This window comes from Microbacterium sufflavum (assembly GCF_023091155.1).
In the GTDB taxonomy this organism is placed as follows: domain Bacteria; phylum Actinomycetota; class Actinomycetes; order Actinomycetales; family Microbacteriaceae; genus Microbacterium; species Microbacterium sufflavum.
In genome coordinates this window covers 1959938-1973499 of the sequence record NZ_JAHWXK010000001.1, presented here as the reverse complement: position 1 = coordinate 1973499, position 13562 = coordinate 1959938, and the positions used below count along the sequence as shown (strand labels likewise).

Here is a 13562-nt window from a genome sequence, read left to right as displayed (position 1 = left end):
ACATGGACTTCGGAAGCATCTTCGGCAACACCGCCTCCTATCTGTTCAGCCCGACGACGATCGCGTACGCGCTCGCGGCGACCGGCCTCGCGGTGCACTTCGGCTACACGGGTCTGCTCAACTTCGGCATGGCCGCGTTCATGGCGATCGGCGGCTACGGCTACGCGATCTCGATCCTCACCTTCGGCTTCCCGTGGTGGGCCGGCGTGCTGGTCGGCGTGCTGGGCGGGGCCCTGTTCGCCCTGCTGCTCGGCATCCCCACGCTGCGGCTGCGCGCCGACTACCTCGCCATCGCGACCATCGCGGCCGCGGAGGTCGTGAGGCTCATGTTCGTGACGGAGCTGTTCAAGGACTGGACCAACTCCGCGGGCGGCCTCTCCGGCTACCACCAGAGCTTCCGCGACGCGAACCCCTTCCCCACCGGCACGTACGGCTTCGGTCCCTGGACCTACAACGCGACCGACCTGTGGGTGCGCGTGGTCGGCCTGATCGCCCTGGCCCTCGCGGTGCTGGTGGTGTGGGCGCTCATGCGCAGCCCGTGGGGTCGCGTGCTCAAGGGCATCCGCGAGGACGAGGACGCGGTGCGCTCGCTCGGTAAGAACGTCTTCGCGTACAAGATGCAGGCGCTCGTGGTCGGTGGCATCATCGGCGCGCTCGGCGGTATCGTGTTCATCCTGCCGTCGGCCGTGATCCCCGGCAGCTACTCCACGTCGCTGACGTTCTTCCTGTGGACGATCCTGCTGCTCGGCGGCGCCGCGACGGTGCTCGGGCCCACGCTGGGCGCCGTGCTGTTCTGGATCGTGTTCGCGTTCCTCGGCGCGCTGCTGCCCGCCATGGCGAACGCCGGTTACCTGCCCATGTCGGGCGCGCAGGCCGATGTCGTGCGGTACATCCTCATCGGCATCGTGCTGATGCTGATCGTGATCTTCCGCCCGCAGGGCATCCTCGGAAACAAGAGGGAGATGACCTTTGTCAAGTGAGAACGACGCGGCGGTCACGCCCGCGAAGAGCACCCCGCGCGCCAAGACGACCGGCCTCACCGCCGGCCCTGCGGTGCCCGGCGTCAAGAAGGTCGACCCGATCCTCGTCGTGGACGCCGTGCAGCGGCGCTTCGGCGGCCTCACGGCCGTCGACGTCGACCACCTGGAGATCCCGCGCGGCGCCATCACGGCCCTGATCGGCCCGAACGGCGCCGGCAAGACGACGCTGTTCAACCTGCTGTGCGGCTTCGACAAGCCCAACAGCGGCACCTGGTCGTTCGACGGCACCAACCTCTCCGGCATCCCCTCCTTCAAGGTCGCCCGCATGGGGCAGGTGCGCACGTTCCAGCTCACCAAGTCGCTGTCGCTGCTGACCGTGCTGGAGAACATGAAGCTCGGCGCGAAGGACCAGCGCGGCGAGGGCTTCTGGGCCGGGCTCTTCCCCTTCCTCTGGCGCAAGCAGGACCAGGAGATCGAACAGCGCGCCCACGAGCTGCTGACGCGGTTCAAGCTCGACGCCAAGGAGCAGGACTTCGCGGCGTCGCTCTCCGGAGGCCAGCGCAAGCTGCTGGAGATGGCGCGCGCACTGATGAGCAACCCGACACTGGTGATGCTCGACGAGCCCATGGCCGGCGTGAACCCGGCGCTGACGCAGTCGCTGCTCGACCACATCCTCGACCTCAAGGACCTGGGCATGACGGTGCTGTTCGTGGAGCACGACATGCACATGGTGCGTCACATCGCCGACTGGGTGGTCGTGATGGCCGAGGGACGCGTCGTGGCCGAGGGGCCGCCGGACACCGTGATGGAGGACCCCGCGGTCGTCGACGCCTACCTGGGCGCGCATCAGGACGTGGACCTGGGTGCCGTGACCGGACGTCTGCCCGTGATCTCGGACGCCGACGCGGAGCGCATCCGCGAGCAGATCGAGACCGAGGTCGAAGCCGAGGTCGAGGCCGAAGAGGCCGAGGAGGAGAAGCCATGACCGACGCGCCCGTCGAGCGGAACGAGATCAAGAACGACGACGTGGTCGTCGAGCTCACCAACGTGCACGCCGGGTACCTCCCCGGGGTGAACATCCTCAACGGCGCGAACCTCGTGGCCCACAAGGGCGAGCTGATCGGCATCATCGGCCCCAACGGCGCCGGCAAGTCGACGCTGCTGAAGGCCATCTTCGGCATGGTGAACGTGCGCGACGGCGACATCACGGTCAAGGGCGAGAGCATCGTCGGCCTCAAGGCGGACAAGCTCGTGGCGCGCGGTGTCGCGTTCGTCCCGCAGACGAACAACGTGTTCCCGTCGCTCACGATCCAGGAGAACCTCGAGATGGGGCTCTACCAGAACCCGAAGATCTTCGCGGAGCGGCTGGAGTTCGTCTCCAGCATCTTCGGCGAACTCGGCAAGCGCCTCAAGCAGCGTGCCGGGTCGCTGTCCGGCGGCGAGCGCCAGATGGTCGCCATGTCGCGCGCGCTCATGATGGACCCGTCGGTGCTGCTGCTCGACGAGCCGTCGGCCGGCCTCTCCCCCGTGCGGCAGGACGACGCGTTCATCCGCGTCTCCGACATCAACAAGGCGGGCGTGACCACGATCATGGTCGAGCAGAACGCGCGCCGCTGCCTGCAGATCTGCGACCGCGGCTACGTGCTCGATCAGGGCCGCGACGCCTACGAGGGCACCGGCCGCGAGCTGCTGAACGACCCGAAGGTCATCGGCCTCTACCTGGGCACGCTCGGCACCGACGCCGCCTGACACGCGCCGCGAGGGGCCCGGCATCCGCGGATGCCGGGCCCTTCTGCGTGCGGAACGCGTCGCGCCGTGCCCGCCGTGGGACACGACGAAGGCCCCGAGCCGGAGCCCGGGGCCTTCGCGATGCGGCTTACTTGATCCGCGTGGTGGTGTTGTCTGCGCCGAACTCGTAGACGCCGATCGCGGCGCCCTTCGGGTCGTTGTTCTCGTCGAACGTGATCTCACCGGAGAGGCCGTCGTAATCCGGCGTGCCTCCGTCGTTGATGATCGCGGCGCACTCGGCGAAGTCCTTGCACTTCTCGCCGTCGCCCTCGCCACCCGAGACGGTGATCATCTGCTCGGCGATGTCGGCACCCTCGACCGAGCCGGCCTTCAGGGCCGCCAGGGCGATCAGGATCACGGCGTCGTAGGCCTCGGCCGAGTATGTCACGGCGTCGATCGGGTCGTTGCCGTCGGCCGTCCAGACCTCGTTGAGCTGGTCGAGGAAGTCCTGCGGCAGCTCGGCGCCGGCGCGCGTGCCCTTCGAGCCCTCGAGGCTCACCGGGATGTCGGAGCCCCAGTCCTTCAGGTTTCCGTCGACCAGGTAGAGCGAGCCGGTGTCGATGCCCGCGTTGGCGAGCAGCGGCGCGATGGTCGCGAACTGGTCGTACGAGACCACGGCGACCGCGTCGGGCTTGGCGGCCGCGATCTCCGACACCTGGGCGTTGAACTGGCCGTCACCCTGGTTGTACGACGCGTCGGCGACGACCTCGCCGCCGGTGCCCTCGAAAGTGGCCTTGATGGCCTCGAACAGGCCCGTGCCGTACGGGTCGTTCTGGTAGATGATGCCCAGCGTCTTGTGGCCGTCTTCGGCGATCTGGTTGCCCAGCACCTCGCCCTGCAGGTTGTCGCTCGGCGCCGTGCGGAAGTACAGCGGGTTGATGCCCGTGAAGTCGGGCGACGTGTTCGACGGCGAGACGGTGAGGATGCCCGCACCGGCGTTGCTGTCGAGGATCAGCTTGGTGACGCTCGACGACGCGGCACCGATCATCGCGGTGATGCCCGCGTTCTGCAGGTTGGTGATCGACGTCTCGTAGGCCTTGTTGTCGAGGTCGCCCTCGTCGGCGGTGGTCAGGTCGATCGTGACACCGGCGTCGGCCTCGTTGATCTGCTGCACGGCGAGCTGCACGCCGGCTTCCATGGGAGCGCCGAGGAAGGCGAGCGATCCGGTGGCGGGCAGCAGCGAGCCGAGCTTGAGCGTCAGGTCGGCGGCCGGCTTGTCGCCGCCACCCTCCGACGGCTCGGCGTTCGGCGTGCTGCTGCAGCCGGCGATGACGATGGCGGATGCGCTGACCAGCGCGATCCCGGCGAAGACCTTCGCGGTGCGCGAGCCCTTCAGTGCGTTCATGGATGCTCCCTTGCGTGACTGAACGTGGATTGTGACCACAGGCGGGTGCTCTAACACTAGGGCGTGAGGTCAGCGCGCAGGGGGTGCAAGTATCTCGGTGCGTTAACGATCCGACACCCGGTGTCGCCGCGGTCGAGCCCGGGGATCAGAGCAGGGCGGCGCGCGCGATCCGGCGTCCCCGCCGCCCGGCCAGCAGCAGGTCGGCGACGAACACCGCGATCGCGATCCACACGAGCACGAACCCGATCCATCGCTCCGGCGGCATCGGCTCGTGCAGCACCACCACGCCGATCAGGAACTGCATGATCGGCGTGAGGAACTGGATCATGCCGATCACGGCCAGGTTCACGCGGCGCGTCCCCGCCGCGAACAACAGCAGCGGCACCGCCGTCGCGACGCCCGCGAAACCCAGCAGCAGCGCGTGCACCACACCGTTCGCGCCCATCGTGAGGCCGGAGGTCTGCGCCACCACCACCAGCTGCACCACCGCGATCGGCAGCAGCCAGAACGACTCCAGCGTGAGCCCGCTGACCGCGTCGACCGCCGGACCGATCTTCTTCTTGATGAGCCCGTACACACCGAACGAGGCGGTGAGCGACAGCGCGATCCACGGGAAGGAGCGGTACGCCACGATGATCACGACCACCGCGATCGCGGCGATGCCCACCGCGACCCACTGCAGGCGGCGGATGCGCTCCTTGAGCACGAATACCCCGAGCAGCACGGTCGTGATCGGGTTGATGAAGTAGCCCAGCGCCGTCTCGACCACGTTGCCGCTGAGCGTGCCCAGCAGGAACACCTGCCAGTTGATGTAGATGAGCAGACCGGCCAGTGCCGTCCACCCGAGCAGCCGGGGCGTGCGGAGGATCACGCGGATGGCCGCCCACCCGCGCGTGACCGTGAGCAGCAGCAGGCAGAACACGAAGGACAGCACCACGCGCCACGCGACGACCTCCCACGGGCCCGTCGGCGCCAGGAGCAGGAAGTACAGCGGCAGGACCCCCCACAGGACGTAGGCGGACGCGGCGTAGACGACGCCCGCGGTCGGGGTGGCGCGGGCGGTCTCGGGGGTCACCGCACAACCCTATGCCCGCGGCGCGACCCCACCGCGCCGGTCACCGGGCCGCTCGGGAAGATCGGCGGGAAGTGACCGACGATTGGCGGAAACGCAGAAGGGGTCCGGATGCCGTGGCATCCGGACCCCTTCGGATCCGTGGCCCCGCGCGCGGCGGGGACGGGATTCAGCTGATCAGCGGACGACGACCGCGAGGACGTCGCGAGCCGACAGGACGAGGAACTCGTCGGCGCCGAACTTCACCTCGGTGCCGCCGTACTTGCTGTAGAGCACGCGGTCGCCGACGGCGACGTCGAGCGGAACGCGGTTGCCGTTGTCGTCGATGCGGCCGGGGCCGACCGCCACGACCTCGCCCTCCTGGGGCTTCTCCTTGGCGGTGTCGGGGATGACCAGGCCACTCGCGGTGGTCTGCTCGGCCTCGACCTGCTTGATGACGATGCGGTCCTCGAGCGGCTTGATGGAAACCGACACGGTCTACCTCTTCTTTCTTGACGCTGACACGAAAGACTCGTTCGCACTCTCAACCCGAGAGTGCTAATGCCAGTGTAGGCGGTCGGCTGGCACTCATGCAATGCGAGTGCCAGCCCGGGAACGTCCGCCCCCGCGCGCCTAGGCTGAAGGCGTGGAGATGTCCGAGCTGCGTGCCCTGCTGACCCCCGCCGGCCTCGAACTGCTCGACGGCACCGGCGAGGTGGGCTCGACCGCAGAGGCCGCCGCCGCGGTGTCGCGTCTGCGCGCGGCCGGGCACTCCCCCGACCTCGTCTCCGCCGTGGTCGGCCAGGCGCACCTGCGGGCGAAGGCCGCCGCGAAGTTCGGCCCCTTCGCGGCCCGCATGCTGTTCACCAGGGCCGGCCTCGAACAGGCCACGCGCCTGGGTGTCGCAGCCCGGCACGCGCAGCGCCTGCGCAGCGCGGGGATGACGGCCGTGGCCGACCTCGGCTGCGGCATCGGCGGTGATGCGCTCGCGTTCGCGGGCGCCGGACTCGACGTGCTGGCGGTCGACGCCGATGAGGTCACCGCCGCGATCGCCGCCTACAACCTCGCGCCCTTCGGCGACAGCGTCACCGTGCGGCACGACACCGCGGAGGACACACTCGGGGAGCCACGACCCGGCCGCGCCGTATGGATGGACCCCGCCCGCCGCACCTCTGGGCACAGCGAGACCCGCCGCGTCGCCGCGGACGACTACTCCCCCTCGCTCGACTGGGCCTTCGGGGTCGCCGCGCGGCAGCCCACAGGGATCAAGCTCGGCCCCGCGCACGACCGCGACGCCCTGCCCGACGACGCCGAGACGCAGTGGATCAGCGCCGACGGGAGCGTGGTCGAGCTCGTGGTGTGGACGCGCGAGCTCGCGCGAGACGGTGTGCGCCGCTCGGCGCTGCTCGTCCGCGGCGACCGGTCCCACGAGCTCACCGCCGCGGCGGATGCGGAGGACGCCCCGGTGCGCGACCTCGGCGCGTTCCTCCACGAGCCGGACGGCGCCGTGATCCGCGCCCGCCTGATCGGGGATGTCGCGCGCAGCCTCGACGCGGGCATGCTCGACCCCCGCATCGCCTACCTCACGTCGGACACCGCCCTGACGAGCCCGTTCGTGCAGAGCTTCCGCGTGCGGGACGTGCTGCCGATGAACACCAAGGGCATCAACGCGGCGTTGAAGGCGAACGGCATCGGGCGGCTGGAGATCAAGAAGCGCGGGGTGGACGTGGATCCCGCGGCGTTCCGGCGCACGCTCACGCTGAAGGGCGACGCCGAGGCGACCCTGATCCTCGTGCGGATCGGCGACCGGCGCCGCGCGATCCTCGCCGACCGGGTGTCCGCGGCCGACTGATCGCTCAGCCGTCCGGGTCGCGATCGGGGATCTCCACCCGGATCGGATCGCCGGGCGGACCCGTCGTCACCAGATACGAGTCTCCGGACGGCGCCTCGGAGAACACCGCCCCGGTCGTGACCGACAGGTACGGGGCCTGCCAGCGCGTGAACTCCACCTGGACCACCGAGACCGCGATCACGTCTCCCGACTCCTGATCGACGTCGACCACCTGCACCCCCAGCCCGGACTCCAGGGCCTCGCTGATCGGGGCGCACTGGCGCGAGGCGTCGGCATCCACGATCAGACACCGCAGGGACACACCGGTGTCCGACGGACGGTCGGCCAGCCACACCGGTTCCCCGTGGAAGAACCCCACCAGCGACAGCCCGAGCTCGTAGCCGTCCGCCAGGAGCTCCTCGGCCCTGGTGCGCTGCTCGCCCTCGAACTGCGACAGCACCGACGAGTTCATGCTCCAGCGCTGGATGCTCACCATCGGCTCGTCGTCGACCGACAGCAGCAGCGTGGCCACGACGTTCTCGACCGCGGCCCCGCCCTCGTCGCCCGGCGGGTCGATCGGGACAGGGACCGTGACGTTCATGCCGTCCGCGGCGTCGTCCGCGGGCAGGCAGGTCGACTGCGAGCGGTCGCCCACATCGAGCACCAGGCACAGTCGCCGGGCGTCGTCCTGCGTCGCGAACCACGCGAGCGCGTCGTCGCTCTGCGCCACCGCCCGCACCGATCCCCGGTCGTAGTCCTCGGCCGCGAGCTCGGCGCGGCGCTGCTCCTGCGCGGCGGTCAAGGGCAGCGCGGCGTCGCGCGGGGCGAACAGCGCCCAGCCCGCTCCCACCCCGACCGCCACCAGTGCGAGGGCCGCGGCGACGACGATCGACGCCCGGCGACGCCGCGCGAGCGGCAGCGACGGTGCGTCCTCCGCCGCGGTGCCGTGGGGCTTCGGGACAGCGTCCCCCTCGGACGAGGGGTCGACGTTGTGCCCGGCGGCGGCCTCCGGGGCGGCCTCGCGCGGCCCGGACGCCGCGCTCTCGTGCCGGGCGGAGGCGGAGGCGAACGCGGGGCCGGAGGCGGAGGCGGGTCCGGAGACGCCGGGACCCGAGGCGCGTGGCCCGGAGGCGGAGCCCAAGGAGGTGGCGGGTCCGGGGACGCCAGGACCCAAGGCACCGGGCCCAGCCTCGCGCGGCCCGGACGCCGCGCTCTCGTGCAGGGCGGAGGCGGAGGCGGAGGCGGACGCACCGGGGCCGGACACACCGGAGCCGGAGGCGGAGGCGCGGCGGGCGTCGTGCAGCGCGCGGAGGCGGCGCGCCTGCACGTCGTCGAGCCCGGGGCCGCGGCCGTAGGCGCGACGCTCCAGCTCGCGCAGCTCACGCTCCGCCGCGTCGGTCCACGACCCCTCGGTGCCGGGCGTCGCTGCGGCGTCGGGCGTCTCAGTCCCCTCCGGCACCGGCGACACCCCACTCGCGCGTGATCACCAGGAACATGGGCCCCGCATCCATCGGCAGCTCGTAGCGCGTCATCGCGCCCGAGGCCACATCGGCGACCTCCAGCGTGAGCCCGCGTCCGTACTCGCCGAACGTCTCGGCGGCCTCGCACGTCATCGGCGCCTCCGCGGTCGAGCCGTCGTAGATCAGGCACTGCCGTCCCTCGCCGATCCGCGAGGCCACCCACAGCGGAACATCGCCGTCGTACCCGGCCACCCAGATCGAGTTCGGATCGAACCCGTCCTCCGCCAAGCGCTCGGCGGTGGCGGTCTCCTCGTCGTTCGCGTACTCGATGCCGGTCACGGTGCTCGAGTAGTCGGAGGAGGCGGCGGCGACCGCGGCCTCGCCGCTCGCGGTCAGCAGCAGCTGCGCGCTGACCTGCCTCTGCCGCTCCTCGTCGGCGCCGAGGGTCAGCGAGCCGTACAGCCCGGTGTTCTCGACCTGCTCGGCAGGACCGCAACTGGGCGTGGTGCTCTTGCCCGACCCCAGGACGAGGCAGATGCGCGCGCGCTGCTCCTGGGTCGCCGTCCAGATGACCACGTCGTCCTCCACCGCGAGCGCCCGCACCGACCCGGGGTCGTAGACGCCTGAGGCGACGAGGTCGTTGTGCCACACCTGTTGCTCGGCCGTCAGCGCGACCGCCGGCGCCGCAGATCGGCCGAACGCCGCCCAGCCGATGCCCACGCCGACCGCGACCAGGAGCACCGCGGCGAGCGCGAGGACGAGGGGACGACGGTTCCGCAGCGTCCCGAGGACGCCCGTCGCGTCGGTGCCCCCCGAAGACTCGCTGTCGACGCCGGCACCCGGATCCGAGCCGTCTGCACTCTCCGGCGACGCGTCGCCCGGGCCGCCACCGGACACCGCGTCCGCGCCCGATGCCGAGGCCGTGTTGGCATCGGAAGCCGGGCCGGTGTCGCATGCCGCGGCATCGCGAGCCGGCACCCCGGAGGCGTCCGCACGCCCGGCACGCCGGAGCTCTTCGAGAGCGGCCAGCCGGGCGGCCTCGGCGGCCGTGAGGGCGCCATCGCGGGCGTAGGCCTTCCGCTGCAGCGCCCGCAGCTCGTCGTCGCCCCCCGCCGACGGCATCGCTAGCCGAGCCTCTCGAACTGCATACCGGCCCACACCAGCCAGGCCAGGCTGTACACGGTCGCGCACAGGCCGAGAGCGAGCGCCCAGCGCGCGATCGCGCGGTTCTCCATCGGACACCGCAGCGACATGATCGCCGCGATCACCGCGACCACCGCGACCGGGATCCCCCAGCCGACGAAGAACGACGCGCCCAGCGCCACGATCGCCGCCAGCAGGGCCCAGGGCGCGAGCCGCGTGTCGTCGACGGGCGCCGGCTCGGTGACCGACGGCTCCCACTCCGCATCCTCGTGACGGTCGATGTCCGGGCCACTCACCACCACGGGCTCGATGCCGACCGGACCCGTGGGCAGCTTGCTGTATCCGTCGCGCCGCGCGCCGGGGATCCGCGCCGTCGCCGCCGAACGGTCCACCTGTTCGCTCGCCCGCTCGAGTCGCGCAGGGGGCGTCGGGGTCGCGTCTCCCGCCGGTCGCGGCACGTCGCTCATACCGCCACCGCCTCCGCGACCTGGATCTCGGTCACCGGCAGGGTCGAGTCGGCGCCGAACGCGAGGGTCGACGGCGGACGACCAGACGAGATCAGCTCGGCGGCGAGCGCCGCGATCATCGCGCCGTTGTCGGTGCACAGCGACAGCGGCGGGATGCGGACCGTGACGCCCGCCTCCGCGGCTCGCGCCAGGGCGACCTCGCGCAGCCGCCGGTTCGCGATCACGCCGCCGCCGAGCAGGAGCCGCGGGACTCCCAGGTCGGCGCAGGCGGCCAGCGCCTTCGTGACGAGCACATCGACCACAGCCTCGCGGAAGCTCGCGGCGACATCGGCGATGGGCAGCGCCGGGGCCTCGTCGCCCGCCGCCGCGGCCTCCGCCTCGAACCGCTCCACCCACCGCGCGACGGCGGTCTTGAGCCCGGAGAACGAGAAGTCGTACCGGTGCTTCGCGAGGTCGGACGCCCGGGACAGCCCGCGCGGGAACCGGATCGCCTCGGGATCCCCGCCCACCGCGGCCCTGTCGATCTCGGGGCCTCCGGGGTACGGCAGCGACAGCAGCCGCGCGACCTTGTCGAACGCCTCGCCCGCCGCATCGTCGACCGTCTCGCCCAGCAGCTCGACATCGGTCGTGAGGTCGCGCACGTGCAGCAGCGACGTGTGCCCGCCCGACACCAGCAGCGCGATCGTCGGGTACTCGAGCGGCTCCGACTCCGGCGTCAGGATGTCGGCGGCGATGTGACCGACCAGGTGGTTGACGGCGTACAGCGGCTTGTCGAGCGACACCGCGAGCCCCTTCGCCGCGCCGACACCCACCATGAGCGCGCCCGCCAGTCCCGGACCGCTCGTGACGGCGACCGCGTCGAGCTGGTCCAGGCGCACCCCGGCCTCGGCGAGCGCGGCGTCGATCGCCGGCTGCAGCGCCTCCAGGTGCGCACGAGCCGCGACCTCCGGCACGACGCCGCCGTAACGGGCGTGCTCATCCATGCTCGACGCGATCGTGTTGGACAGCAGCGTGCGGCCGCGCACGATCCCGATACCGGTCTCGTCGCAGCTCGTCTCGATGCCGAGCACCAGGGGCTCGCTCATGCGTTCGCCTCCTCCGGCGTATCGGCGACCGCGGGGTGGCGGCGCAGGTCCAGACGCATCACGATCGCGTCGACGTCGTCGGGCTGATAGTAGCGGGGGCGTCTGCCGATCTCCTCGAAGCCCTCGGCCCGGTACAGCCCCTCCGCCGGCGGGTTGTCGGCCCGCACCTCGAGGAACATCTCCCTGGCTCCCCGGGCGGCCGCCGCCCGGAGCAGAGCGTGCAGCAGCGCACGCCCCCGGCCCCGACCCCGGTGCTCCGCGAGCAGGGCGATGGTCTGGATGTCGGCGTCGGCGCCGCCCTGCAGAGCCCTGACCCCGCCGTACCCCACGATCTCGCCGTCGACCTCGTCGACCAGATAGCGGCCGTGCGGACTCGACAGCTCGCTCGCCATGGTCTCGCGGCTCCAGGCGTCGGTGGGAAACGACCGCTCCTCGATCGCCATGATCGCGTCGAGGTCGCCCGGCACCGCCTCCCGCAGCGTCACGAACCCACCTTCTTCGGCGCTCCGGGCAGCGTCACGTCGGGGTGACGGAGGTACAGCGGCTCGGCGTCGGCGAGCGTGCGGCCCGCGGCCAGCGCCCGCGCGCCCGCCCTGGCCAGGTCGACCGCGGAGAGCACGGTCGTGTCGACGCGCGGGATGCCGTCGAGGTGGGTGTCCGCATCGACGGCCCGCACCAGCACCGTGTCGGCCACGACCACCGGCAGTCCGTCGTCGTCGAGCCCGTCGAACACCGTGACCGCGACCTCGCGGCGGCGTGCGTCGGTGACGATCGCGAACGGGCCGGACTGCGTCGGCAGGGCCGTGAGCGCCGCCGCGGTGTGGCTCGGGACCGGCAGCACGGGCAGGCCGCGGCCGAGGGCGAACGCGCGGGCGGCGGCGATCCCGATGCGCAGCCCGGTGAACGGTCCAGGACCCATGCCGGACACGACGTGGGTGATGCCGTCGGAGCCTCCGTCGCGGAGCACCCCGGCGAGCAGATCGCCGATCACCTCCGCATGACCGAGCGGATCGGCGGTGCCCGCCTCGGCCCGCGGCGTCCCGTCGGGGTCGATGAGAGCGACGGCGGTGCCAAGGGACGTGTCGACGGCGAGGATCACCCCTCCAGGGTAGTCGTCACGGGCCCTCCGGCGCCGTGCAGGAGGGCCCGCCCGCTCAGCCCAGGGGCGCCCTGACCGGGTAGTCCTGATCCTCCAGGATGACCTGGGCGGCCGCGCCCGTCGTCCGGTTCACGACCACGGGCGCCAGGAGGTTCACGCTCACGCCATCCGCCGAGGGGTGCGCGACCACGAGCACCAGGGCATCGTCGGGCGAGCGCAGTGCCAGGTCGTCCACCTGGGCGTCGCTCAGCGTCGGCGCATACTCCCCGAGCACGGTGCTCGGGTCGACCAGGTACAGCCGCAGCGCCTCGTCGGCCACGGCGCGCAGCGCGAACAGCCCGTCGGCGCCGTCGATCGGCGCGAGCGAGAAGTCGACGTGCGGGGCGAGCCCGGGAGGCGGGGCGGTGAAGGTGAGCGCCGCGGTCATCGCAGGAAGTCCATCAGCGAGGGCTGCAGCACGCGGGCGTTCACCGCGAGCGCCGACCGGTAGACGAGCTCCTGGGCTTGGAGGCGGATGAGGACCTCCACGGAGTCGACGTCCTCGACCGCCGCGCGGCGGGACTCGAGGGACACGGAATTCTGCACGGCCGCCTCCTTGGCGCGTTCGATCTGGGACTGACGGGTGCCGACCGAGCCCTGCACCCCGAGCATCGCGGTGCGGCGGTCGTCGATCTCGCCGAGCCGCGGCCCGACGTTGGTGCCGGAGCGGAGATCCGCCACGATGCGGTCGACCAGCGCGAACACGGAGTCGTCCCCCGTGCCGAACACGGCCGCGCCGTCGGTGTCGACGCGGACCGAGGCGGCGTCGGACACGCGGCGCGTGACCTCGGAGCCCGCGACGCCGCTGTACGAGTAGTCGGCCGCGAAGGCCGCGGTGTCCGACGTGCCGGCGAACACGGAGCGGCCGAGCAGACGGGTGTTCGCCTGCGCGAGCAGCTCGCCCCTGATGCCCTCCAGCTCCACCGCCAGGGCCTCTTTGGCGGTCGCGTCGAGCGCGCCGTCGTTGGCGCCCTGCGCCGTGAGGTCGCGCACGCGGGACAGCAGCGAGGTGCTGGCGGTGATGGCGCTGTCGGCCGCGGTCACCCACGCCAGCCCGTCGTCGATGTTGCGGGCGTACTGCTCGGTGCGGCGCTGCTCGGCGTGCAGCGCCAGGGTCGCGGCCGCGGCGGTCGGGTCGTCCGACGGCGCCGCGAACGCCTTCTGCGAGGTCGCCTGGTCCTGCAGCCGCGCGAGCTCGGACAGGTTGGCCTGCAACTGGCGCATGGCCGTCTGGGTCATGGTGGACTGCGTCACGCGAGAGATCACGGTGCTCC

The 13562-nt window shown here is 71.8% G+C and carries 15 protein-coding genes; 4 read left to right on the top strand and 11 right to left on the bottom strand.

Translation table 11 applies throughout. The features are described from left to right. Nucleotides 1-2 precede the first annotated feature (2 nt). Genes KZC56_RS09675 through KZC56_RS09665 form a run of 3 tightly spaced genes read left to right on the top strand, consistent with a single transcriptional unit; the run spans nt 3 to nt 2729 of the window. Nucleotides 3-980 carry a branched-chain amino acid ABC transporter permease gene (locus KZC56_RS09675; RefSeq protein ID WP_136035189.1) on the top strand — a complete coding sequence of 326 codons (978 nt, stop codon included), beginning with the start codon at nt 3-5 and terminating at the stop codon, nt 978-980. Beyond that, complete coding sequence (locus KZC56_RS09670) at nt 970-1965, top strand: ABC transporter ATP-binding protein (RefSeq protein ID WP_168387197.1); 996 nt, start codon at nt 970-972, stop codon at nt 1963-1965. The genes KZC56_RS09675 and KZC56_RS09670 overlap by 11 nt, the downstream gene beginning before the upstream one ends. Beyond that, the gene (locus KZC56_RS09665; protein WP_136035190.1) at nt 1962-2729 is read left to right on the top strand and encodes an ABC transporter ATP-binding protein; all 768 of its coding nucleotides are present in this window, start codon (nt 1962-1964) and stop codon (nt 2727-2729) included. The genes KZC56_RS09670 and KZC56_RS09665 overlap by 4 nt, the downstream gene beginning before the upstream one ends. A 127-nt stretch (nt 2730-2856) precedes the next feature. Here KZC56_RS09665 and KZC56_RS09660 read toward each other — a convergent pair whose 3' ends face one another. The 3 genes from KZC56_RS09660 to groES all read right to left on the bottom strand — a co-directional run bounded on the left by KZC56_RS09660 (nt 2857) and on the right by groES (nt 5659). Further along, nucleotides 2857-4113, bottom strand: a complete 1257-nt coding sequence (locus KZC56_RS09660) for an ABC transporter substrate-binding protein (RefSeq protein WP_136035191.1) — start codon at nt 4111-4113, stop codon at nt 2857-2859. Between the two features lie 145 nt (nt 4114-4258). Then, nucleotides 4259-5188: an EamA family transporter RarD gene (rarD, locus tag KZC56_RS09655; protein ID WP_136035192.1), complete on the bottom strand. Its 930-nt coding sequence runs from the start codon at nt 5186-5188 to the stop codon at nt 4259-4261. 174 nt (nt 5189-5362) lie between these two features. Beyond that, nucleotides 5363-5659 carry a co-chaperone GroES gene (gene groES / locus KZC56_RS09650; protein ID WP_017203655.1) on the bottom strand — a complete coding sequence of 99 codons (297 nt, stop codon included), beginning with the start codon at nt 5657-5659 and terminating at the stop codon, nt 5363-5365. A gap of 151 nt (nt 5660-5810) precedes the next feature. Between groES and KZC56_RS09645 the strand changes: the two genes are divergently transcribed. After that, complete coding sequence (locus tag KZC56_RS09645; RefSeq protein WP_247638455.1) at nt 5811-7016, top strand: class I SAM-dependent methyltransferase; 1206 nt, start codon at nt 5811-5813, stop codon at nt 7014-7016. Between the two features lie 4 nt (nt 7017-7020). Here KZC56_RS09645 and KZC56_RS09640 read toward each other — a convergent pair whose 3' ends face one another. Genes KZC56_RS09640 through flgL form a run of 8 tightly spaced genes read right to left on the bottom strand, consistent with a single transcriptional unit; the run spans nt 7021 to nt 13554 of the window. Beyond that, nucleotides 7021-8454 (bottom strand): hypothetical protein, encoded by a 1434-nt coding sequence (locus KZC56_RS09640; RefSeq protein WP_247638454.1) that lies wholly within the window; start codon nt 8452-8454, stop codon nt 7021-7023. After that, entirely contained in the window at nt 8438-9577 is a 1140-nt protein-coding gene (locus tag KZC56_RS09635) for a hypothetical protein (RefSeq protein WP_247638453.1), read from the bottom strand. The genes KZC56_RS09640 and KZC56_RS09635 overlap by 17 nt, the downstream gene beginning before the upstream one ends. Nucleotides 9578-9579: 2 nt before the next feature. Further along, a complete protein-coding gene (locus KZC56_RS09630) occupies nt 9580-10065 on the bottom strand; it encodes a hypothetical protein (protein ID WP_247638452.1) in 486 nt (161 codons plus the stop codon). Beyond that, nucleotides 10062-11150 carry a tRNA (adenosine(37)-N6)-threonylcarbamoyltransferase complex transferase subunit TsaD gene (gene tsaD, locus KZC56_RS09625; RefSeq protein ID WP_136031037.1) on the bottom strand — a complete coding sequence of 363 codons (1089 nt, stop codon included), beginning with the start codon at nt 11148-11150 and terminating at the stop codon, nt 10062-10064. Before tsaD ends, KZC56_RS09630 begins: the two co-directional genes overlap by 4 nt. Then, nucleotides 11147-11635 (bottom strand): ribosomal protein S18-alanine N-acetyltransferase, encoded by a 489-nt coding sequence (gene rimI / locus KZC56_RS09620; RefSeq protein ID WP_136031039.1) that lies wholly within the window; start codon nt 11633-11635, stop codon nt 11147-11149. The genes tsaD and rimI overlap by 4 nt, the downstream gene beginning before the upstream one ends. Next, a complete protein-coding gene (gene tsaB / locus KZC56_RS09615; protein ID WP_247638451.1) occupies nt 11632-12249 on the bottom strand; it encodes a tRNA (adenosine(37)-N6)-threonylcarbamoyltransferase complex dimerization subunit type 1 TsaB in 618 nt (205 codons plus the stop codon). Before tsaB ends, rimI begins: the two co-directional genes overlap by 4 nt. Before the next feature lie 55 nt (nt 12250-12304). Then, nucleotides 12305-12676 carry a flagellar assembly protein FliW gene (locus tag KZC56_RS09610; RefSeq protein WP_136035474.1) on the bottom strand — a complete coding sequence of 124 codons (372 nt, stop codon included), beginning with the start codon at nt 12674-12676 and terminating at the stop codon, nt 12305-12307. Further along, entirely contained in the window at nt 12673-13554 is an 882-nt protein-coding gene (gene flgL, locus KZC56_RS09605; RefSeq protein ID WP_136031046.1) for a flagellar hook-associated protein FlgL, read from the bottom strand. Before flgL ends, KZC56_RS09610 begins: the two co-directional genes overlap by 4 nt. Between the last annotated feature and the right edge of the window lie 8 nt (nt 13555-13562).

What these genes read in the sequence shown, in the direction of transcription:
- KZC56_RS09610 (WP_136035474.1), bottom strand. Translation starts at nt 12,676, where the DNA reads ATGACCGCGGCGCTCACCTTCACCGCCCCGCCTCCCGGGCTCGCCCCG.
- KZC56_RS09665 (WP_136035190.1), top strand. Translation starts at nt 1,962, where the DNA reads ATGACCGACGCGCCCGTCGAGCGGAACGAGATCAAGAACGACGACGTG.
- KZC56_RS09675 (WP_136035189.1), top strand. Translation starts at nt 3, where the DNA reads ATGGACTTCGGAAGCATCTTCGGCAACACCGCCTCCTATCTGTTCAGC.
- KZC56_RS09635 (WP_247638453.1), bottom strand. Translation starts at nt 9,577, where the DNA reads ATGCCGTCGGCGGGGGGCGACGACGAGCTGCGGGCGCTGCAGCGGAAG.
- KZC56_RS09630 (WP_247638452.1), bottom strand. Translation starts at nt 10,065, where the DNA reads ATGAGCGACGTGCCGCGACCGGCGGGAGACGCGACCCCGACGCCCCCT.
- tsaD (WP_136031037.1), bottom strand. Translation starts at nt 11,150, where the DNA reads ATGAGCGAGCCCCTGGTGCTCGGCATCGAGACGAGCTGCGACGAGACC.
- KZC56_RS09660 (WP_136035191.1), bottom strand. Translation starts at nt 4,113, where the DNA reads ATGAACGCACTGAAGGGCTCGCGCACCGCGAAGGTCTTCGCCGGGATC.